Below are 21,980 nucleotides of genomic sequence, written 5' to 3' on the forward strand. Positions count from 1 at the left end.
TGAAAAGTGAATGACGCCTGAATGCACTAAGAGAACATTCTGAGAGTTTGGCTTGACCGTCTCATGTCAGTCCTCTGCCCGATACAGTGGAGTGACGATCCGTCGAAAGTCGTCCCTCGGACATGGTCGATCGGTGTCGTCACCCCGCCCCGCGCGGGGCCATCTCAACCGCTATCGCCCCTACTCGTCCTCACTGTCCGTACCTGTCCGCCCTCATTCAGACTGCCGCGACACCCCTCGGTCGCGGCGCCGGAATGTCCGGCTCGGATCGCCCGTGCGTGCTCACGCATTCTTGGTGCCGCTACTCCCATGACCCAACTCAGATACGAACCGCGACATTTCCACCAGCACCGTTTTCCGCGCCTGCGGACCGCTAACGCTGCTGCGACCCTGAGCGTCCTCGGCGTGGTGGCGGCGGTGCTGCCCTGGGTCGGCTGGCCGAAGCAGGTCACCGTCGGCGTTCTGGTCCTCACGGTCCTCATCGGCCTGGGGCTGGTCACAGCGCCGCCCACCCGTGCGCTCAAGCGCGGCGGCATCGCCCCGGGGGCCCGCTGGCACTGGGGTGCGGCAATGCTCCTGGGCATGTCCCCGGCGATCCTGCTGGGCCTGAGCTTCCCCGTCGTGTCCCAGAAGATGGCCGCCAGCACGGTGAGCGGCATCGGCCTGCCGGTCATCGTCCTGAGCGTGTCAGTGGCCGTGCCCTGGCTCAGCCAGATCATCGGCACCCCCGTCTACCGGCTCCTGGGCGACTCCATCGGCCGCGGCCCGCGGGCGGTCCTGGAGCGCTACTGCTCCATCTGGCCGGCGCTGTTCCTGTGGGCACTCCTGCCCACGGCGCTGGAGATCCTCGTCGTGGCCGCCGTGACCGGCTGGAACCTGCACGTCCTGGGCATCCACACCGCCCTGCTCCTCCTGCACGTCGTCTTCGTCCAGTCGCTCATCGTCGCCGACGTCGCCGGACGCCGCCGCCTGTGGTCGGTGGGCTGGCTCTGCTACGCCGTCGCACTCGTCGCCGAGCCGACCTGGTGGTACCTGCCCCCGCTGGTGGGAGCCCTCAGCCAGCTCCTGTCCATGGGGCGCTCTCTGGGAAAGATCCTGCGGCCCCGCGGGGTCGCCACCGGCATCCTCGTGCAGGACATGCTGCGCGGTGCGATCCTGGGAGGAGTGCTGTGGTCGGACAAGTTCTTCCTCTTCCTGGGCGCCGGTCGTGACTTCGACGTGGCGCTGGTCTACCTGTGCCTCCAGCCCGCCGTCGTCGCCTACTGCTACTACTTCGCGGTCACCGCACCCCGGGTCAACACCGAGATCGCCCTGTTCCAGACGGTTCTCAAGCGTGAGGGCATGGCCAGTCTGCGCGAGCGCGGACGCACACTGCGTCGGCTGCTGGACGCCAGCCTCATCCGCGCCTGCATCGTGGGGGTCGCCGGCGTCATCATCGTCGTGTGCTCCATGGCGCTCATGTCCATCGAGCAGGTCCCGCTGGTCCTCGAGGTGTGCCTCGCCTCGACCCTGTTCACGGTGCTGACGCTCCTGAGCTACGAGATCGACCACATCGGCGACTCGACCACCGCCCTGCTCCTGTCCGGCATCCACGTGGCGATCGCCGCGGCTCTGCTGCTCAAGGTGGCCGACGCCGCCGCCTACCTGCCGCTGGCCGGCGTCGACCTGCTGCTGTGCGCGCTGGGGCTGCTGCTCTACCGCAAGCGGTGGGCCGCACCCGAGTACTCGTTCTTCTGGGGAAAGGCCATGTCCTGGTGAGCTCGTCATCCTCCTTCCGCGCCCGCCTGGAGAGCCTTCCGCTGCGCTACTCGGCTCCCGCCGGCGGCTACGCCCCGATGCCCAGTCCCGACGACGCCCCCGGCATCGGCGACCGGGGCGAGGAGACCGGCCCCAGGATCAAGGTCGGCCCCGACGGATACGGCGTCGTCGTCACCACCGGCGGCGCCCTGAGCGGACCCTCGGCCGCCACCCCCTCCGCAGGCTCGCCCGCCGCCCCTTCGACTGACCCGCCCGTCACCGAACCGGTCGCCGAGCCGGCCGCAGCCTCGGCCTCCACTCCTGAGATCCCGGCTCCTGAGATCCCGGCCGTGCCGATCTACGGCGTCGTCCAGACCCCGGCGCCGGCCGGCTACGGAGTGGTCCAGCCCCGACCCAAGAGTCCGGAGCCGACCTCCCCGCAGAGCCCCGACGTCCTCGACTCCCCGATCTTCGGCGCGGTGAGCTCGGCCGCGCCGGCTGCCTCGGGCGCCTCGGCCTCCTCACCAGTGGAGCCGGCCGCCCCCCGCTCCACCGCGTCGGAGCCACTTGTTGACGCCGAAGCCCCTGCCGTCCCTGCTGCCCCCGCCACCTTGGCCTCCGACGCCGCTGCAGCCGGAGCGCCCTCTGAGCCCTCCGTGCCCCCGGTGCACGGCGATTCCTCGGTCCCCGCCGAGCCTGCCCCGCAGGAGGCGGACCGGCCGAAGCCCTCGGCCCCCGCCGAGCCTGCCCCGCAGGAGTCCGTCCTCCCACAGCTCGACCAGCCCGAGGCCCAGCAGCCCCAGCAGCCCCCCGCACCCACCGCCATCGCCTGGGAGTCCGTGGCCTCGGCCGCCTCCCACGCCGCCGCCATCCCCCTGTCCCAGCAGCAGGCCGCCCAGGAGGAGGCCGAGGACGAGGAGGCCTCCGCCGGCGCGGCCGAGCTGCTCCCGCCCCCCGAGGAGCCGGAGCCCGAGGCCGATGAGCAGGTCCTGCCTGACGGCGTCCCCGAGGACGGCGTGTACGTGGACGTCGACGTCGCCATCGTCATGGAGTCCACCTACCCCTACCTCAAGGGCGGGGTATCGGCGGTGGTCCACGACATCATCACCGGCAACCCGGACCTCACCTTCGGGATCATCCACATCACCTGGGACTCCCACTCGCCCTTCAAGGATCTGTACGGCATGCCGGACAACGTCGCCTGGGTGAAGGTCCTCTACCTGTCCATGGAGGAGCACCAGGAGGACTTCCTGCGCGCCCGCCCGCGCGACCTGCGCATGAACCGCCGCCAGCGCCGCGAACTGTCCCGGCGCATCCTGGGGGCCCTGCTCGCCCTGGCCCAGGACGGTCAGACCGAGCCGCTGTGGGACCTCATCAGCGAGGGCCTGAGCGCCTCGCGCCGCTACCCGGTCTGGGCGATCCTGGGCACGCGCGAGTTCATGGAGGCTTACCACGACATGATGCCGGACCTGGGGATGTCGATGACCGACATCTTCTGGTGCCTGCGCGACTTCTTCTCCCTGGCCTACGCGGTCCTGGCCGAACCGGTCCCGCGCGCCCAGGTCTACCACGCCCACACCACCGGCTACGCCATGCTGCTGGGCGTCAACGCCGCCCGCGAGCACGGCACCAAGGTGCTGCTGACCGAGCACAACCTCTACGTGCGCGACACCGTCAACACCCTCCTGGAACGCCGGCTGGACCTCAACGTCAGGCTCACCGACTACCGCACCTTCGACGTCACCGGCCGCGAGCGCATGTGGATGGCCTGGTGGCTGGAGATGGGGCGCCTGTGCTACCCCTACGCCTACGCCTCCACCTACCTCTACCCTCGGGCCATCACCGAGGCCAATGAGCTCGGCGGTGACTCCGGGCGAGCCATCGTCATCCCCAACGGCATCGTCACCTCGGAGTTCGACGCCTCCTACGCCGAGCGCCTGGCCGCCATCGAGGAGATCAAGAAGGAGGGCGCGGACAAGCACCTGTGGAAGCTGGTGTACATCGCCCGCGTCGTACCCATCAAGGGGCTGCTGGACATGATCGACTCGGTGCGCCTCATGGTGGACCGGGGCCTGAACATCCACCTGGACGTGTGCGGGCCCACCGAGCACATGCCCTCCTACTTCGAGCAGTGCCTGACCCGCATCGTCGAGCAGGGCCTGGAGAGCGTCATCACCATCCGCGGGACCGTCAAGGTCCGTGAGCTCCTGCCTGAGTTCGACCTGTTCGTCCTGCCCAGCTACAACGAGGGCCTGCCGGTCGTCTCCCTGGAGACCATGGGGGCCGGCATCCCCACGGTGAGCACCGACGTCGGCGCCGTGCGCTCCGTCGTCGAGGACATGATCGTCACCGAAGAGGGGGAGACCTGGGACCCCTGCGGCATCATCATCGAGCCCGGTGACCCCGCCGTCATGGCGGACAAGGTCCAGGAGGTCATCAGCGACGTCGATCTCTACGAGCGCCTGAGCCTCAACGCCCGCGGCCGCGTGGAGGCAGCCTACGACCTGGTCAAGGTCAACGCCTCCTACAACAAGATCTACCGTCAGGGCGGTGCCGGCGAGCAGACCGGCGCCCGCGCCGACCGAGGAGGAGCATGAGGAGCAGCACCGGCGGCGTCGGCGCCTGGATCCGTTACGGAAACCCGCTCGAGCCCGGGGAGCTGGACTTCGCGATCGCCCACTACCGGGCCGCGATCCTCCAGCCCTGGGAGACCGAGGCAGCAGCCCGCCTCAAGGAGGCGCGACCGGACATGACGGTCCTGGCCTACCGGTGCCTGTCCTCCACGCGAGACTTCGAGCCGGACTCCATGCGCGCCTCCGGGCTGTCCTACCGCGAGGCCCTCCGCCGCGGTTGGCTCGCCAGGCGTGACAACGGCGACCTGGTCGAGTGGAACACCTACCCCGGCCACTTCCAGGCCCGTGTGTGGGACCCCGACTACCGCGCCCGCTGGGTGGAGGAGGTCTGCCAGGCCACCGCTGAGACCGCCTTCGACGGCGTCATGGCGGACAACGACGTCTTCGACGACTACTACGGCCTGGACCTCCCCCTGGACGGAATCGCCGACACCGCCGCCCTGCGCGCCGAGCTGAACATCTTCGTGGACCAGGCCGGTGCCGGCCTCAACGGCGTCGGCAAGATCCTCATCCCCAACGTGGCCGAGGCCCGCCGGGAACCCGGCCGCTGGGAGCGCCACTCGGCCTGGGGTGGTGGCTTCGACGAGTGCTGGCTGGGCTGGGGGGACCATCACCTCTTCGATGAGGCCACGGCCCTGGCCCAGATTCACGAGCTGCGAGGGCCGGGCCTGTCCATCGTGCGCACGCCCGACGGCGGGGGCGGCGGCTCCATGTCCGGTGCCCGCACGTCCCCCGGCCTCTACGGGCTGGCGGCCTTCTGGGTCTTCGGGGGAGGGGAGGGCGCCTACACGGCCACCGGTCACGACGACTACTCCCGCACTGCCTGGTTCCCCGCCCTCGACGCCGACCTGGGGCGCCCGCTGGGACGGCCCCGGAGGACCTCGGGCGCCTGGGTGCGCGAGTTCGAGGGCGGAGTGGCCGCCGTCGCGCTCGGCGAGGAGGGAGGCGGCACCGTGCGTCTCCCGGCGGGCCTCAGGTCACCGGGGCCCACCGGGGACCCGGACGGTGAGGCGCTGGCTCTGGAGGTGCCCCTCAGCGCGCATTGTGGGATGATTGCCCTGCGTGCATGAGTCATGACCCGGTCCGGCTCGTGCGAGATCCGATAAGGGGACTAAAGACCTGTCAAACGTTAGTCATGTTGGGTGGATCATTGACCTGCTTGACTTCCTGAGATCCCCGCCGTCCCGTACAGCGTTCTCTCGGGCAGGAAGTGCGGCGTCCGTCTCGGGCGGCGTCGACAGAGTTCCACAGGACCCAGGACAAGGATGACCTATGGCACAGACTTCCCAGAATAGCGCGGCGGACATCGCGCACAAGCCCATGATGAGCACTGCTCAGATCCTGCTGATGAACGTCGGATTCTTCGGCATCCAGTACTCCTTCGGCATGCAGCAGAACGCCATGTCGCCCATTTACCAGTTCCTCGGGGCTTCCGCTGACGAGATCCCCATCCTCAATCTGGCCGGACCCGTCACCGGCCTGCTCGTCCAACCGCTCATCGGGGCGCTCTCGGACCGGACCTGGAGCGAGAAGTGGGGACGCCGTAAGCCCTTCTTCCTGATCGGGGCCGTCGGCTGCTCCGTGTTCCTGTTCCTCATGCCCTTCGTCACCGCCGTGTGGATGGCGGTGCTGTGCCTGTGGCTGCTGGACGTCTCGAACAACACGGCCATGGAGCCCTACCGGGCCTTCATCGGCGACCGCCTGCCCTCCAAGCAGCTCGCCAAGGGCTTCCTCGCCCAGTCCCTGTTCATCGGCGCCGGCTCGGCCCTGGCCGCCGGGACCCTCGTCGTTCTGGAGAAGACCCTGGCGGGCGCCACCGCCGCCGGCATCCCCTACTGGGTCTTCGGCGCCTTCATGGTGGGCTCGGTGTGCTCCATCGGCTCGGTGCTCATCTCGGTGCTCTCCACCAAGGAGCTGCCGCCCACGCCGGAGGGCTTGGTCGAGCTCGAGCGCAAGAAGCGGGAGGAGGGCCCCTTCGGCTTCGTCAAGGACATCGGCGTCGCCATCGTCGAGATGCCCCGCGGCCTGAAGAAGATGGCCCTGGTCTACCTCTTCCAGTGGTACGCCATGAACGTCTTCTGGCAGTACCTGGGCCTCATGTGCGCCGTCACCTACTTCGGCGTGAACCTGTCCGACCCGGGGTACGCCAAGACCGAGGCCTTCAACAACGCCTCCGGCTTCGCCACCGGGCTCATGGTCGTCTACTACGTCTCCTGCACGGTCGTCGCCCTCTTCCTGGCGCGACTGGCCAACCGCATCGGCCCCAAGCACGTCCACACCGCGGCGCTGTGCCTCGCCGCCGTCTGCCTGGTCCTGCTCACCCGCATCGGCAGCCCCGGCCACACCGCGGTCCTCTACCTGCCCATGATCGGCATTGGTGTGGCCTGGGCTTCTATTACGGGCGTACCCTACATCATGGCCATTGAGATGATCCGCAAGGAGCGCCGAGGCGTCTACATGGGCGTTATCAATATGATGATCGTCATCCCCCAGTTCCTCCAGACCCTCACCTTCGGTCCCATTTACAAGCACCTGCTCGGCGATCACCCGGTCAACGCCATGCTCTTCGTCGCAGTCTTCCTCGTCATCGCCAGTCTGCTCATCGAGTGGATCGACACCGTCAAGGACGCGGACCCGCGGGTGCGCGCCGCCGCCGTGTCCGCCACTGAGACTGCCGTGGCCTGACCGGGTGCCCCACGAAAGGATGTCATCCGTGACCTATACCACCATTGTCGCCGGAGTCGGCGATGTCGAGGCGAACACCCACGTCATCGATCGCGCCTGCGAGATGGCTCGCCTGTGCGGCGCCGCTCTTCTCCTCGTCGCCGGCTTCGACCCCGTCTCGGCGCGGGACAAGGCTCGCATCAACGAGTCCGCCCCCGTCGCCGATGTGCGGGTCGGGCTCACCGAGGACCAGGCCTACGCCGTCGTCGAGAAGGCGCGTGATACCGCCGTTGAGCGCGGCGTCGCCCTCGCCCAGGGCGTCGTCGTCGAGGGCACGGCGGTCAATGCCGTCACCCTCGTCACCTTGGAGACCGAGGCGGACCTCGTCATCGTCGGATCCAAAGGCGTCGATTCGCTGTTCGGCCGTATCTTCGGAGCCGTCTCCGTCCAGGTGCTCCGCAAGTCGAAGTGCGACGTCCTCGTCGTCGTTCCCTAGTCGCCGGATAGACGTCGGACGCACGCGTCGGATCCTGCGCGATCGGACCGGCGGCGGATGCCCGCCACGCGGAAGTGTGGCGGGCATCCGCCGCTATGTTTTGAGGTTCTTCGTGTGTGAGGGCGTGGTCGGGGTGAGCGGGTGCCGGTGGTTCGGCGTCTCGGGGTCCTGCGCGGTCGTACTCGGCGTCGCGTGGTCGTACCCGGCGGCGCGCGGTCGTACCTTAGAGGGGCTCTAAGGTACGACCGCGCGGTTTTACGTACGACCGCGTGCGCTGGGGGTACGACCACGCGGTTTTACGTACGACCGGGTGGGATCGCGTACGACCACGTACCCCGAGACCCCGACGAGGAAAGCCCCGCACAACCCCATCCCCACGACACGAAGAACCCGTTTTGAGCAGTTGTCGTAACTCCTGTGATACGTGGGGCCGGGCTGGGCGCATGGTGGCGCTGCGTCTGCCCGGGTGGCCCCGCGCCCCGACCCGCTCCGGGACGCGGCGCTCGGCGTTCCCTGAATCTCCTCCCCTCGACGTCGGCCGCCCATGCCGCCGAGCCCCGCGGCGTCGGCGGGCGCGCCGGGAGGAGGCGCGCTGGAGTCGGCGTGTTTGGTCTAGGACTGAAGTCACACTAGAGTCATATCGTGAACGACGCGTCGCCGCGTCACGCCTGCATCAGGACGATCTGAGGCAGACCCGAGAACGACCCGAATCAGAAAGGGGCATCGATGCCCAGGTACGTGTACCGCTTCAGCGAGGGTGACAAGGACCAGAAGGATCTCCTGGGAGGCAAGGGAGCCAACCTGGCGGAGATGACCCGGCTGGATCTCCCTGTTCCCCCCGGCTTCACCATCACCACCGACGCCTGCCGCGCCTACCTGGCCAGTGGCGAGGTCCCCGAGGAGCTCTCGGTCCAGGTCACTACCGCCCTGCGCGGCGTGGAGGAGGAGCTGGGGCGCGAGCTCGGCGCCGCCGAGGACCCCCTGCTCGTCTCAGTGCGAAGCGGCGCCAAGTTCTCCATGCCCGGCATGATGGAGACCGTCCTCAACATCGGCCTCAACGACGTCTCCGTCAAGGGCCTGGCCGCCGCCAGCTCCGATGAGCGCTTCGCCTGGGACTCCTACCGCCGCCTCATCCAGATGTTCGGCAAGACCGTCCTGGACATCGACGGCGACCACTTCTCCGACGCCCTGGACGCCAAGAAGGACGCGCGGGGCGTCTCCATGGACTACGAGCTCCCCGTGGACGCCCTCCAGGAGCTGGTGGAGGAGTACAAGGCCATCGTCAAGGAGCACGCGGGCATCGACTTCCCGCAGGACCCCCGCTCCCAGCTGGACATGGCCACCGAGGCCGTCTTCCGCTCCTGGAACACCGAGCGCGCCCACATCTACCGCCGCCGCGAGAAGATCCCGCACGACCTGGGCACCGCGGTCAACGTGTGCACCATGGTGTTCGGCAACATGGGGGAGACCTCCGGCACCGGCGTGTGCTTCACCCGCGACCCCTCCACCGGGCGCACCGGCGTCTACGGCGACTACCTCGTCAACGCCCAGGGCGAGGACGTCGTCGCCGGCATCCGCAACACCCTGTCCCTGGCCGACCTCGAGCGCCTGGACAAGGCCTCCTACGACGAGCTGCGCTCCATCATGCGCCGCCTGGAGACCCACTACCGCGACCTGTGCGACATCGAGTTCACCATCGAGCGCGGCAAGCTGTGGATGCTCCAGACCCGCGTGGGCAAGCGCACCGCCGCGGCCGCCTTCCGCGTGGCCACCCAGCTCGTGGACGAAAAGCTCATCACCATGGATGAGGCCCTCACGCGCGTCTCCGGCGAGCAGCTCACCCAGCTGATGTTCCCCCAGTTCGACGACGACTCCAGCCGCGACCTGCTCACCCGCGCCATGGCCGCCTCCCCGGGTGCCGCCGTGGGCTACATTGCCTTCGACAACGATGAGGCCGTCTCCCGCGCCGAGAAGGGTGACTCCGTCATCCTCGTGCGCCGTGAGACCAACCCCGACGACCTTCCCGGCATGGTCGCGGCCGCCGGCGTGCTCACGGCCCGCGGCGGCAAGACCAGCCACGCCGCCGTCGTCGCCCGCGGCATGGGCAAGACCTGCGTGTGCGGTGCCGAGGCCCTCGAGGTCGACTCCGCCGGCAAGACCCTGCGCATCGCGGGGCGCGATGATGTCCTCACCAGTGAGGACATCATCGCCATCGACGGCACCACCGGTGAGGTCTTCCTCGGTGAGGTCGGCGTCGTCGACTCCCCGGTCATGACCTACCTGCGCCGCGGCCTGGACGAGGCGCTCAAGGCGGCCGGCGACGACGACACCCGCGAGCTCGTCACCGCCGTGGACCGCCTCATGCGCCACGCCGATGCGGTCCGCCGCCTCGAGGTGCGCGCCAACGCCGACACCCCCGACGACGCCCGCCACGCCATCCACCGCGGCGCCCAGGGCGTGGGGCTGTGCCGCACCGAGCACATGTTCCTGGGCGAGCGCAAGCAGTTCGTCCAGAACCTCATCCTGGCCTCCTCCGACGCCGAGCGCGAGGCCGCCCTGGCCGCCCTCCTGCCGCTGCAGAAGGGCGACTTCATCCAGATGTTCGAGACGATGAACGGCAAGCCCATGACGGTGCGCCTCATCGACCCGCCGCTGCACGAGTTCCTGCCGGACCTGACCGAGCTGAGCGTCAAGGTGGCCGTCGACCGCGAGCGCGGCGAGCTGGACCCGGCCGACGAGGAGCTCCTGGCCGTGGTGCGCAAGAGCCACGAGGCCAACCCGATGCTCGGCCTGCGCGGGGTCCGCCTGCTGCTGACCATGCCGGGCCTCATCGAGCTCCAGGTGCGCGCCATCGCCGAGGCCGCCGTCGAGCGCCTCAAGGCCGGCGGCGACCCGCACCCCGAGATCATGATCCCGCTCATCGGGTCGGTGCGTGAGCTCCAGCTGGCGCGCGAGCGCGTGGAGCACGTGCTGCAGGAGGTCTCCCAGGCCTCCGGCTACGCCCTCGACTTCCCGGTGGGCTGCATGATCGAGCTGCCGCGCGCTGCCGTCACCGCCGCCCACGTCGCCGAGGAGGCCGACTTCTTCTCCTTCGGCACCAACGACCTGACCCAGACCACCTGGGGCTTCTCGCGTGACGACGTCGAGGGCTCCTTCGTGGGCCGCTACATCGACGACGGCATCTTCGGGGTCTCCCCCTTCGAGACCATCGACGCCGACGGCGTGGGCGGCATGGTGCGCCTGGGCGTCGAGGGCGGCCGCTCCACCAAGCCGACGATGAAGATGGGCGTGTGCGGTGAGCACGGCGGGGACCCTGAGTCCATCGGCTTCTTCCACCGGGTGGGTCTGGACTACGTCTCCTGCTCGCCCTTCCGGGTGCCGGTGGCCCGCCTGGAGGCCGGGCGCGCGGCCGTCGCGGACAAGGCTGAGTAGCCGAGTAACCGGGTAACCGAGTAGCGAGGTCCGCAGACCAGCAGTGTCGTGGGGCCGGGCTGGGATCAGGAGACCGGCGACGGCGAGGCGATACCGAGTCGCCCGCCCAGCCAGTCGACCTGGTCGGCCAGCGCCGGCCCCCACACGGCCCAGGTGTGGGCGCCGTCGTACTGGCGGGTGCTCACGGTCATTCCGGCATTCGTGGCGGCCTCGGCCAGGACGGGCACGGCCCCGCGGTAGCTGGTGTCCTGGCGGCCCACCGACACGATGCCGGCGATGCCGTCGTAGCGGCCGGGTGGGGCGGTGGACATCAGGGAGATCGGATCGTTGGCCTCGTAGGCGGCACGGTCTCCGCCGAAGCCCTCGGAGATGGTGCGCTCCACACTGCCCAGCGTGGGGTGCTCCTCGGCACTGATAGCCAGGAAGGTGCGGTAGACGCCCGGTGAGCGGGTGACGACCTGCATCGCGCAGGTGCCCCCGTTGGACAGGCCGGCCACCGCCCAGTGGGCGGGGTCGTCGTCGACCTGCAGGTTCGCCCTGATCCAGGCCGGGACGTCCTTGTCCAGGTAGGTGGCCACCTTGCCGCCGGCCTCGGTGTCGGAGCACAGGGGATTGGCGTACGGGCTGCCCAGGAGGTCGGCGACGACGACCACCGGGGCCAGGCCGTGGTGGTTGGCCGCGTAGGCGTCCATCGTGTCCTTCAGGTTCCCCAGCTCGAACCAGTCCGACGGGCTTCCCGGCTGCCCGGTGAGCAGGACGAGGACCGGCAGGGCCGGGCGCTGTGAGCTCAGGTAGGCCGGCGGCAGGTAGATGAAGGCCCCTCGCGGCGTGAAGCCCTTCGTCCCGGACTGGTCGCCGGCCGGGATGTCGGCGGTGACCGCCTGGCCGCGGGCGGGCATGTCCGACGGCGGCCTCCAGGTCTCCTCCAGCGTCCCGTGGCCGCGCACGGGTGCCGGCGACTGGGCCGCGGCGCCCTGCAGACGGTTGAGTGGTGTGGTCGCCACCCCGTAGCCCAGGACCGATGCCAGGGTCGGGTAGGAGGCGAAGAAGGTGTTGATGGCCAGCAGCGAGGAGGCCACCACGGCCACGAGGCTGGAGGCGGACTCCGTGGCGCGTACCAGGCGGCGGTTGCGTGAATGCACCGCCTGGTGGCGCCCCTCGGTGCGGTTGCCGGTGACCAGCTGGGCGATGACGAGACCGATGACTCCCACCCAGGTCCACACGAACCAGCCGACGCCGTCGGCGATGGGATGCCAGATGACGTCCACGACTAGCCAGGAGGTCACCGCGCTGGCCGCTGCGGCGCCGGGTACGACGAGCTGGCGAGACCAGGGCAGGTAGCGGGTGCGCCGCCACCACAGCCAGGCGATGACTACCGCGGCAACGACCGCGCAGGCCGTCCCGAGCCAGGGCTGGAGGATGTGGACGGCCTTGAGAGCGTCCACGACGCCGCCCGAGGCCTGCACGTCGGCGGTGCTGCCGGCAGTGTTGACGGCAGTGGCGGCGTCGGCGGTGGGCGCACCAGCACCGCCGACCTCAGTCACGGTTCATCAGCACCTGGGCGAAGCGCGCCGTCTGAGAGGGCTTGAGACCGGGCAGGTAGGCCCGGGCGATGGCGATGCCCACGGTGGGCAGGTCCACCAGATCGGGAACCGCCAGGTACATGGGCACGGAGCGCGGCTTGAACTTGCGCTTGTAGGCGTGCAGGGAGCTGAATCCGTAGGCCGGCTCCAGCACGGAGGCCAGCAGGTTCAGGAGCGGGTCGAAGCGTGAGGAGGCATCGCCGTCGGCCGGTGCGGAGCGGGACAGCGGCGCCCCGGACAGGGACAGGATCTCCAGGCCCTCGGCCTGAGCGTCCTGGGCGGCGCGCCCGATGAGGTACTCCATGACGGGGCGGAAACCGCCCTCGCGGCGTCGCATGAAGTCCAGGGTCAGGCCGATGACGCGCCCGTCGCGGTAGACCGGCAGCCAGGAGGTGACGCCCTGGACGGTGCCGTCGGCGTCAATGGCCAGCAGCAGGCGAGTCTCGGCGTCGTCGAGCTCGGCCAGGCCGCCCAGGGTGAAGCCCATCTCCGGCAACGGCTTGTCACTGGCCCAGGCCTGGGAGATGGCCCGGATCTGGTCGCGCCGGCCGGCCGGGCAGTCGCGGAAGGTGGTCCACACCGCCTCAACGCCCTCCTTTTTGGCGTGGTTGAAGGCGGTGCGCACGTCCTGGTAGGCCTTGCCGCGGAAGGCCAGGTCCGGCAGGTCCAGGACGGCCTCCTCGGCCACCTGCAGGATCGTCCAGCCCATGGCGCGAGCGGCCTCCATCGCCGGGGCGTGTACCGTGTACAGGGCCGGGATGAGTCCGGCGTCGGTGGCGAAGTCGGCGAAGTCGCGCACCGCCTGGGCCACGTCGGCGTCGGCGGCGGCGGGGTCCCCGACCGTCAGGGCGACGTCGCGGCTGGGCCGGTAGGAGAAACCGGCCGTGCCCGCCTCGTTGACCCAGGCCTCGTTGCCCTGCCAGGTGAGCATCCACCCCAGGGTCCCGGCGCCGCGGCTGCGCACCAGGTCGACGAGCTCCTCGCGGTCGGAGACCCGGGTGCGGGCGGGAGCGGACTGGGCCAGCCACACCCACAGGATCGTCAGGAGCCACACCAGGACCGGCACCCACGCGGTGAGCAGGTAGGCCAGGGGCGTCAGGGGCGCGACGATCAGGCTCATGATGCCGCCGGTGCTGATGGGCAGCAGGTAGGACACGTAGGTCTCCAGCAGGGCGGGCCAGGTCGCGTAGGGGGAGAAGTCATGAGACATGAGCAGGCCCCCGGCGACGGTCAGGACCGCCCCACCCAGGAGGGTCAGGACCCAGGCGACGACGGCGCGGTGGATGACGCCCGGGCGCGACCCCAGAGTGAAGCGCCTCCTGGTCCACACCACCAGGCTGATGACCACGATGTTGAGCAGCAGCGGCACCAGCAGGTGCCCCGAGCGCAGCCAGCTGTGCAGGAGCCGGGCCGTGGTGGGACCGGACTCGGGCAGCTGCTCGCCGATCTTCTCCACCAGGGCGAACAGGGCCGCGCACACCCCCAGGAAGAACTGCAGGGCGATGGTGCCGTAGGCCGCTGATCGACGCCCGCGGCGCAGGCCATCGGCCAGGACCAGCTGCAGGAGCGCCGGCATGCACATCAGGAGCTGCTCGACGGGGTAGATGACGGCGTCCTTGGGCAGGATGGCGGGGGTCAGCCCGTAGCGGGCGTCAGCCAGGGGGCCGGCGGCGTTACTCACCACCGCCAGGGCGCAGCTCACGGCCCAGCAGGCCACCAGGAAGGCCACGAGCTCGCGCTCCACGCGCCGGGGCAGCTCCTGGGAGGGGGCCGACTGCTGCCCGCGTTCCAGGACGATTCCCATGATGAGGCCGATGACGCCGGCTCCCAGACGGGCCAGCGCGCCCACGGTCCCGGTCACGGCGGCCGAGACGATGAGAACGGCGAAGGTCGCCAGGCGCGTGCGCCGTCGCCAGGACGGGCGCATGACGCTGGTGGAGGCCGCCACCAGGCCGGCGGTGGGCAGGCTGATGCCCTGGATCGGGGGGTGGACGAGGTAGGGGGACCAGGCCTCCCACACGCGGCCGATAAGGGGGTAGAGCGCCTGGGCCAGGACGATGCCGCCGGCGCAGGAGACGGCGGCGGTGGCCAGCCACCGTCGCGTGCCCAGGAGCCGCTCCAGCAGCACGCCGACGGACAGCAGCATGAGGCTTCCGGTCACTGGCAGCAGGTGGCCGGGGACCGCCCAGGCGGTCAGCAGGGTCCACACCCGCTGGGGCTGGTCGATGTAGGCGGACAGGGCGATCTGCCCCCGGGGCCCCCAGGGCAGCAGGGCGATGCTGATGACCAGGGTCAGCACGGCGCAGGTGGTCGCGGCCGGCGCCGAGGCCAGCCAGGTGCGCGTGGCCCGCCAGGCTCGGTGCGCGTAGGCGCTCAGGTGCGAGGGCCGCGATGCGGGGGCCGCAGGCGAGGACGACGGTGATGGGGCGGAGGAGGGCGCCGGGGAGGGCGCGAGCTCGGGTGCGTCCGGGGGAGTCGTGGTGGACGAGTCCGACGGCATGAACGCTCCTCAGGCGGTAGGTGATGGGAGGCTAGTGGTGCGAAAGGGGTGGAGGGGCTCCTCGTCGGGAGCCGACCAGCCGACATTCTTATCCACTTCCCGGCCATCCTCATCCACCTCGAGGCGGATGCGACCATGAGACCGGTCTCTCCAAGATTCAGGAACAACCCTAGGAGATAACCTCGATCTAGGTGTGCTGTCGCAGTTTTCTCACTGTGCGCGGACTGATGTGATGGGGTGGCGGCCCACTGCTCGTTGCCGTCATGAGATAGTCTGCCGTGTGCTGGCGGTCGTGACAGGATGGCTGGGCACTGTGTTCGTGGGTGACTCGACTGTGAGCCGTTCACGTGCGTGCTCACCTGTGCTGGGGGCCATCGCGGAGCAGGACGACGAGGAAAGGCGGCCCCATCCATGGCCATGTACGAGCTCGACGGCAACCACCTCCTGCCCGTGCGCCTGGGTCGCTCCGCTGACGCCATCACCCTGTCTCACAGTCTGGTCGCCATCCAGCGTCAGATCGTCGACGTCCTGCGCCGTCCGCTCTTCCCTTTGTCCTGGGAGGAGCTCGAGACCGGAGCGAGCCTGACCGCCCTGGACGCCACCGGGCAGGTCGTCGTCGTCGAGGTCCTGGAGAGAATCGACTCCACGGGGCTGCTGGCCGCCATGTCGCGCCTGACCCAGGCGGCCACCGCGGGCCGCCGCGAGATCGCCAGCAGGTACGCCGGCGGGCTGGGGGCCTTCAGCCAGGACTGGAACGAGTTCCGCGAGGCGATGCCCGCCCAGGCCGAGGCCGGACCGCGGCTGACGATCCTCAGCGCCTCCCTGGAGCCCGACGTCGTCGGAGGGCTGGGAGTACTGGCCTCCTCCGGGCTGGAGATCCACGAGGTGGACGTGCGCATCGTGGACGAGTCGCGCATCGTCGTCGTGGTGGAGAAGATCTCCGGGCTGGATGTGGCCGCCGGGGGACCGCTGCTCGTGGCCCGTGCGCCCCGCCCGGCCCTGGCCGGTTCTGCCTCCGCCGGTTCGAGTGGCTCGCGGGCCGTTGACGCCACTGAGCAGGCCGAGCACATGAGCCCGGTCACCGGTCCCATCGAGATCGTCATCCCCACCGAGCCGGCGCACGCCCCCGACGCTGAGGGCGCTGATGACACCGGCGCCGCCATTCCGGCGGGAGCCTTCGCCGCAACGGGTGCCGCCGACGCGCTCTCCGAGCTGTTCGAGCCGGTGGCCGTCACCGCCGAGCAGCCCCAGGTACATGCCCTCTCCAACCAGGGCGGGGACGAGGCCCCGCCTGAGGACCCCGAGGAGGCCGGCGGCGCCCAACCTGCCGGGCAGGCCGTGCCCGAACCGGATGAGGGGGCTGCCGACGTCGCCGACGGTCCCGTCGACGACGTCACTAGTGACGGCGCTGCCGATGATGGACCCGCGACCGATGCCGAGCACGAGGCTGAGCACAGTGCCGAAGCTGAGCACAGTGCCGAGGCTGAGCCGGAGGCCCCGCAGAGCCGTCCCGAGCCGGGACCGGAGAGCTCCGACGGCGCCCCGCAGGCGCCTGCCGCCGAGCCCGCAGACGGCCCCGGCGACTTCAACCACGAGGTCGTAGACCGCGACCCCGCTGCCGGTGACCACGACGCGGCCGGCAACGCCGGCAGCGTCGGTCAGGACCTGGCCGACATCCTCAGCGGTGACACCGTGACCGTTCCTGCCGTCGTCGACCTGGGCGAGGAGCCCGTCGCCGACGACGCCGGCCATGGGGGCCGCTCCGACTCCACCGATGACTCCAGTGCCGAGGAGCGGGCCGTCGCCGCTCTGGCCGGAGGCGTGGACATCCTCGGCGGGAGCAGCCTGTCCGGGGGGAGTGGCTCAGCCGCCTCGGCCGGCGAAGCCCCGAGCCCGGCCGGCTCGCGCACCCGCATGGGACGGCGCTCGCGGGCGGCGCACTCTCAGCCTGAGGCCTCCTCGGCTGCGCCCGCCGCGCAGGCCTGGTCCACGGTGGCTCCCAACGAGTCCCGCACGGAGGCGCCCACCGGTGCTGTGCCGCTCGTCTCCTGGGAGCCGCTGCGCGGCTCGGCCGACGCACTTGACCCGGTGGCCGAGGCGCTGGGCGGGGACCCCTCCAAGTCCCTCCTGGTCCAGGAGACCGCGGAGCTCGCGGCCGTGGCGGCCTCGCTGGGCAAACCGACCCAGATCATCTGGCAGCGGCTGCGCCGAGGCATCTACCACGAGGCGATCCTGTCGGTGGAGGGGGTCATCACCCTGTCCGACGGGCGCTCCTTCACCGATCCGACGTCGGCCGCCAACGCCGCCCAGGCCGTCACCGACGCCGATGGCTGGCGCGTGTGGCGCGTGGGGGTGCACGGCGCCCACCTGGGTGACCTGCGCGACGACCTGGCCGACCGCGGCCTCTAAAGCCCCCTGGCCCTGAGCCGCCGGCCGTCGTCGGAGCGGATCAGCGCAGCACGTAGGCGGCCATCCAGCGGCGCAGGGCGGAGAAGACCTGCTCGCGCACGGGAGGCTCGGACAGGGTGAGGTCGTGGACGCCGCCGGGGAAGCGGGCGATGGTCACCAGCTTGCCGAGCATGACGGCGCGACGGGCGGTGGCGTCGGCGTCGATGATCGTGTCCGCGCTGCGCGACTCCGGCGTCCAGGTCACCCCGAGCCGGGTGGAGGCCGCGCCCATGGACAGCACCGGGCAGCGGATGTCCAGGCCCTGGGCGACGCGGTTGTGGCCCTCCATGACGGCCTGGAGCCAGCCCACGCGCACGGGTGCGGAGGGCTTGATCGACCAGGTCGGGTTGATGTCCCAGCCGGTCACGTAGGGGTCGTCGGCCCAGGCGGGGTCGGGCAGCTCGCCGTCGCGCTCGGGGACCCAGCCGTCGGCGATGGAGAAGACGCGCGCCGGGTCGACCCAGCCGTCGAGGATCGACATGCGCGGGTCGCGCAGCGCCAGGGTGCGCAGGACCGGGTCGCCGACGGTTCGCACGAGTTCGGAGCCCTGGAGCGAGAGCCAGGCGGAGTTCAGGACCAGGGCGCGCAGGGCCCCCGGGTGGCGGTCCGCCCACAGGGAGGCGATGAGTCCGCCCGTGGAGTGACCCGACAGGACGAGCTCGGCCTCCCAGCCCTGCTCGGCGCGGATGGCCGACAGGGCCCGCCCCAGGTCCTCGTCGTACTCGGCCAGCGAGGTGCACCAGCCCAGCATCTGGCCCTCGCGCCAGGAGCGGCCGTAGCGGCGCAGGTCCAGGGCGTAGAAGGCCCCGCCCAGGCGGGAGATCTCGCGCGCCAGGTGGGTCTGGAAGAAGTAGTCGTTCCAGCCGTGCAGGTAGAGGTAGATGAAGGTGGGGGAGGAGGGGGTGCCCGGCAGGGCGCCGGGGTCGAGGGCCGGCAGGTGGCGCACCAGGGTGGCGACGGCGCCGTCGTCCTCGTCGTCGGGCAGCAGCTCCAGGGTGCGGGCCTCGAAGCCCGGGCCCAGGAAATCCGGCCCCCAGGCGTCCACCGGCGCGTGCTCGGTCGTTGCGTTCACGACCCCATGATGGCACCGCTCGCTGGAAGGGGCGCCGCGACCGAATTTTCACTCACCAACCAAAACTTCAGAAACGACCCGGAGCCGCGTCGTTTCTGAGGTTTCTGTCGAAGTGAGGCGTGGGCGCGTGAGGCGTGGGGCAGGCGGTGGGCAGCAGCGAACCCACAGAAGTGAACTGGGTCACTAATGTGGCTGTCTAATGCCCGCCGTGACGGACGGAAATCGCACCGACCTATAGTCTTTCCGCCATCGGACATCAGATGTCAACGACGACATCGGCCGTGGCGCATGTCAACGAAGAAGGTGCACCACCCCATGACCACCACAGCTTCCCCGGGCCGCAAGGTCTCCTCCTCGGGCAAGCAGCCCAGCCCGCAGGCCCGTGCCGCCGCCCGGCGCTATGCCACGGTTCTGGCCCTCATCGCCACCCTCGGCCCGTTCTTCTACGGCTTCGAGGGCATGGTCCTCAACGGCGCCATCAAGGCCGTCGGCAGCGAGTTCCACCTCGGTGAGCTCGCCAAGGGCGTCGCCGGCAGTGCCGGCATCATCGGCGGCCTCATCGGCGCGGTCCTGGCCGGCCGCATCTCGGACAAGATCGGCCGCAGGACCACCCTCATGTGGGTCGGGCCCTTCCTCGCCTTCGAGGCCGTCTGCGGCGTCTTCAGCCCCATGCTCGGCTCCTACGGCTACCCCTTCCTGCTCCTGTGCCGCGTCGTCGGCGGGATCGGCTTCGGCGCCGCCACCACGGTCGCCCCCGGCTACGTCGCCGAGATCGCCCCGGCCGATATCCGCGGCCGCCTCATCGGCTTCCGTCAGCTGTCCATCATCCTGGGCCTGTTCTTCGCCGGCCTCATCAACGTGGCCGTCACCAGTGCCGCCGGCGGCGCCGGCAAGGAGCTGGCCCTGGGGCTGCAGGCGTGGCAGTGGATGTTCGCCTGTCTCATCATCCCGGCCGTCTTCTACATCGTCTTCACCACCTTCATCCCCGAGTCGCCCCGCTACCTGGTCTCGGTGGGCCGCCGCGAGGAGGCCGAGAAGATCCTCGTCAAGGTGACCGCCGACCCCGACCCCGCCGCCCGCGTCAAGGCCATCGCCGCCACCATGGGCGCCGACGGCACCGCGAAGATGAGCGTCGGCCAGATCTGGGCCTCCCAGTGGCGCGGCCTGGTCCTGGTCGGTATGGCCATCGCCGCCTTCCAGCAGCTCACCGGCATCAACGGCGTCTTCTTCTACTCCAACACCCTCTTCGGCGCCGTCGGCTTCACCGAGGCCATGGCCCTCCAGCAGACCCTCATCATTACCGCCTTCAAGATCGTCGGCGTCGTCAGCGGCATCCTCCTGGTGGACAAGGTGGGCCGCAAGCGCATGCTCATCTACGGCGGGACCATCATCTTCCTGTCCCTGGCCGTCGTCGCCACCGTCTTCACCGTCGCCCCGATCGTCAACGGCAAGCCCGACATCTCCTCCACCCCCGCCCTCGGCTTCGTCGCCGTGGCCGCCCTGTGCACCTTCATCTTCGGCTTCACCTCCTCGTGGGGCCCGATCTTCTCCATCGTCATGGGCGAGATGTTCCCCAACCAGATCCGCGGCGGCGCCATGTCGCTGGCCTCGGGGGCCGACTTCCTGGTCAACTTCCTCGTCGTCCTGTTCTTCCCCTACCTCATCGCCTGGTCGCCGGCCGGCACCTACTGGATCTACTGCGCCTTCGGCGTCCTGGCCGTCATCTTCACCGCCCGCTACCTCCACGAGACCACCGGCACCCAGCTCGAGGACGTCGACAAGGTCGTCTCCCAGTGACCCGCGCGGTCACGTACACAGAAAGGCAAGATTCATGACGACGACGTCGCACCCCGCCTCCCCTGAGCCGACCCCGGCCGCGCAGCCGGACCGCCCCGCCCGGGACATCCCCGACAACGTCCGCAACGTCCTGGTCATCATGACCGACCAGCACCGCACCGACACCATCGGCTGCCTGGGCAACCCGCACGCCCGTACCCCGGTCATCGACGCCATGGGCGAGACCGGCTTCGCCTTCACCAACTGCTTCACCCCCACCGCCATCTGCACCCCGGCCCGCGCTTCCCTGCTGACCGGCAAGGTCCCGCGCAAGCACCAGGTCCTGGCCAACCCGGAGTGGAACATCGCCTACCAGACCGCCATCCCGCTGGGCACCTGGACCTACACCCAGGCCCTGCGCGACCACGGGTACAACGTCGGCATCGTCGGCAAGTACCACTGCGGCCCCAACCTGCCCGACCAGTTCGGCATGGACGACGACTCCTACTGGGGCGCCGAGAACCCCGTCGGCAACGAGAAGTATGTGGCCTGGCTGGAGAAGAACAACCTCCCGCCGGTCAAGGCCCACGACCTGTGGCGCGGCAAGCTCCCCGGCAACCGCGATGGGCACATCATCGCCGCCCGCCTCGACCAGCCCGAGGAGGCCACCTTCGAGCGCTTCCTGGCCGACCGCGCCATCGAGAAGCTGCGCGAGTACGCCGCCGACTGGAAGAAGGACTCCAAGCCCTTCAGCCTCGACGTGCACTTCTTCGGACCGCACCTGCCCTACTTCCTGCCCGACGAGTGGTTCGACCTCATCGACCCCGAGACCGTCACCCTGCCGGAGAACTTCGGGGACTCCCTCATCGGCAAGCCCCCGATCCAGCAGAACTACGCCACCTACTGGTCGACGTCGTCCTTCACCAACGAGCAGTGGAAGAAGCTCATCGCCGTCTACTGGGGCTACGTGGCCATGATCGACTTCGAGATCGGCCGCATCATGGACGTGGCCCGCGAGCTCGGCGTCCTGGACGACACGGCCGTCTTCTTCTGCGCCGACCACGGCGAGTTCACCGGCTCCCACCGGATGAACGACAAGGGCCCGGCCATGTACGACGACATCTACAACGTCCCCTTCATCGCCCACATCCCCGGCGTGTCCACGGTGGGGCGCTCAGACGCCTTCACCTCGCTCATCGACCTGCCGGCCACCGTCCTGGACATCGCCGGACTGGACCCCTCCCTGGTGGAGGACGGCCGCTCGATCGTCGACCTCACCCGGGGACGGGAGGTGCCCGGCTGGCGCGAGAACATCGTCTGCGAGTTCCACGGCCACCACTTCCCCCTCCAGCAGCGCATGCTGCGCACCCGGGACTTCAAGCTCGTGGTCAACCACGAGTCCATCAACGAGCTCTACGACCTGCGCGTGGACCCCGCCGAGATGAACAACGTCTACACGGTGCCCGTTTACGACCAGATCCGCCGCGAGCTGGCCACCGAGCTCTACCGGCAGCTGCGCGAACGCGGCGACCACTCCTTCGCCAAGTGGATGGCGGCGATGACCGACTTCGACATCCCGCTGGTCAACACCGCGCGAAGCGACCTGGACAAGGTGCTCAGCGACTGACTCCCTGCCCGA

Annotated in this window: 12 protein-coding genes; 9 read left to right on the plus strand and 3 right to left on the minus strand. The window is 69.9% G+C overall.

The genetic code is table 11. From position 1 onward, the window contains the following. The first annotated feature begins 309 nt into the window (after positions 1 to 309). The 6 genes from FK267_RS05170 to ppdK all read left to right on the plus strand — a co-directional run bounded on the left by FK267_RS05170 (position 310) and on the right by ppdK (position 10,962). Complete coding sequence (locus FK267_RS05170; protein WP_141406530.1) at positions 310 to 1,758, plus strand: hypothetical protein; 1,449 nt, start codon at positions 310 to 312, stop codon at positions 1,756 to 1,758. Next, complete coding sequence (gene pelF / locus FK267_RS05175) at positions 1,755 to 4,334, plus strand: GT4 family glycosyltransferase PelF (RefSeq protein WP_141406531.1); 2,580 nt, start codon at positions 1,755 to 1,757, stop codon at positions 4,332 to 4,334. Before FK267_RS05170 ends, pelF begins: the two co-directional genes overlap by 4 nt. After that, positions 4,331 to 5,440 carry a putative glycoside hydrolase gene (locus FK267_RS05180; RefSeq protein ID WP_009407206.1) on the plus strand — a complete coding sequence of 370 codons (1,110 nt, stop codon included), beginning with the start codon at positions 4,331 to 4,333 and terminating at the stop codon, positions 5,438 to 5,440. Before pelF ends, FK267_RS05180 begins: the two co-directional genes overlap by 4 nt. A gap of 202 nt (positions 5,441 to 5,642) precedes the next feature. Beyond that, a complete protein-coding gene (locus FK267_RS05190) occupies positions 5,643 to 7,055 on the plus strand; it encodes an MFS transporter (protein WP_075378676.1) in 1,413 nt (470 codons plus the stop codon). A 28-nt stretch (positions 7,056 to 7,083) separates the two neighbouring features. Continuing rightward, positions 7,084 to 7,530 carry a universal stress protein gene (locus FK267_RS05195; RefSeq protein ID WP_075375602.1) on the plus strand — a complete coding sequence of 149 codons (447 nt, stop codon included), beginning with the start codon at positions 7,084 to 7,086 and terminating at the stop codon, positions 7,528 to 7,530. 726 nt (positions 7,531 to 8,256) lie between these two features. Continuing rightward, positions 8,257 to 10,962 carry a pyruvate, phosphate dikinase gene (gene ppdK, locus FK267_RS05200; protein ID WP_075378675.1) on the plus strand — a complete coding sequence of 902 codons (2,706 nt, stop codon included), beginning with the start codon at positions 8,257 to 8,259 and terminating at the stop codon, positions 10,960 to 10,962. A 65-nt stretch (positions 10,963 to 11,027) separates the two neighbouring features. On the opposite strand, the gene FK267_RS05205 is transcribed toward ppdK, so the two are convergent. Together FK267_RS05205 and FK267_RS05210 are read right to left on the minus strand one after the other, a co-directional pair. Beyond that, the gene (locus tag FK267_RS05205; RefSeq protein WP_141406532.1) at positions 11,028 to 12,506 is read right to left on the minus strand and encodes an alpha/beta hydrolase; all 1,479 of its coding nucleotides are present in this window, start codon (positions 12,504 to 12,506) and stop codon (positions 11,028 to 11,030) included. After that, complete coding sequence (locus tag FK267_RS05210) at positions 12,499 to 15,045, minus strand: bifunctional lysylphosphatidylglycerol flippase/synthetase MprF (RefSeq protein WP_075378673.1); 2,547 nt, start codon at positions 15,043 to 15,045, stop codon at positions 12,499 to 12,501. Before FK267_RS05210 ends, FK267_RS05205 begins: the two co-directional genes overlap by 8 nt. A 411-nt stretch (positions 15,046 to 15,456) precedes the next feature. Here FK267_RS05210 and FK267_RS05215 point away from each other — a divergent pair, with 411 nt between their 5' ends. After that, positions 15,457 to 17,454, plus strand: a complete 1,998-nt coding sequence (locus FK267_RS05215) for a restriction system modified-DNA reader domain-containing protein (RefSeq protein ID WP_075378672.1) — start codon at positions 15,457 to 15,459, stop codon at positions 17,452 to 17,454. A gap of 40 nt (positions 17,455 to 17,494) precedes the next feature. Here FK267_RS05215 and FK267_RS05220 read toward each other — a convergent pair whose 3' ends face one another. Next, positions 17,495 to 18,565 (minus strand): alpha/beta hydrolase, encoded by a 1,071-nt coding sequence (locus FK267_RS05220; RefSeq protein WP_141406533.1) that lies wholly within the window; start codon positions 18,563 to 18,565, stop codon positions 17,495 to 17,497. Between the two features lie 315 nt (positions 18,566 to 18,880). On the opposite strand from FK267_RS05220, the gene FK267_RS05225 reads away from it, so the two are divergent. Both FK267_RS05225 and FK267_RS05230 read left to right on the plus strand, forming a co-directional pair. Then, positions 18,881 to 20,362: a sugar porter family MFS transporter gene (locus tag FK267_RS05225; RefSeq protein WP_141406534.1), complete on the plus strand. Its 1,482-nt coding sequence runs from the start codon at positions 18,881 to 18,883 to the stop codon at positions 20,360 to 20,362. 34 nt (positions 20,363 to 20,396) lie between these two features. Next, positions 20,397 to 21,968 (plus strand): sulfatase family protein, encoded by a 1,572-nt coding sequence (locus FK267_RS05230; RefSeq protein ID WP_198498134.1) that lies wholly within the window; start codon positions 20,397 to 20,399, stop codon positions 21,966 to 21,968. The last annotated feature ends 12 nt before the right edge of the window (positions 21,969 to 21,980 follow it).

It is taken from the genome of Actinomyces oris, assembly GCF_006546825.1.
Taxonomy (GTDB): domain Bacteria; phylum Actinomycetota; class Actinomycetes; order Actinomycetales; family Actinomycetaceae; genus Actinomyces; species Actinomyces oris.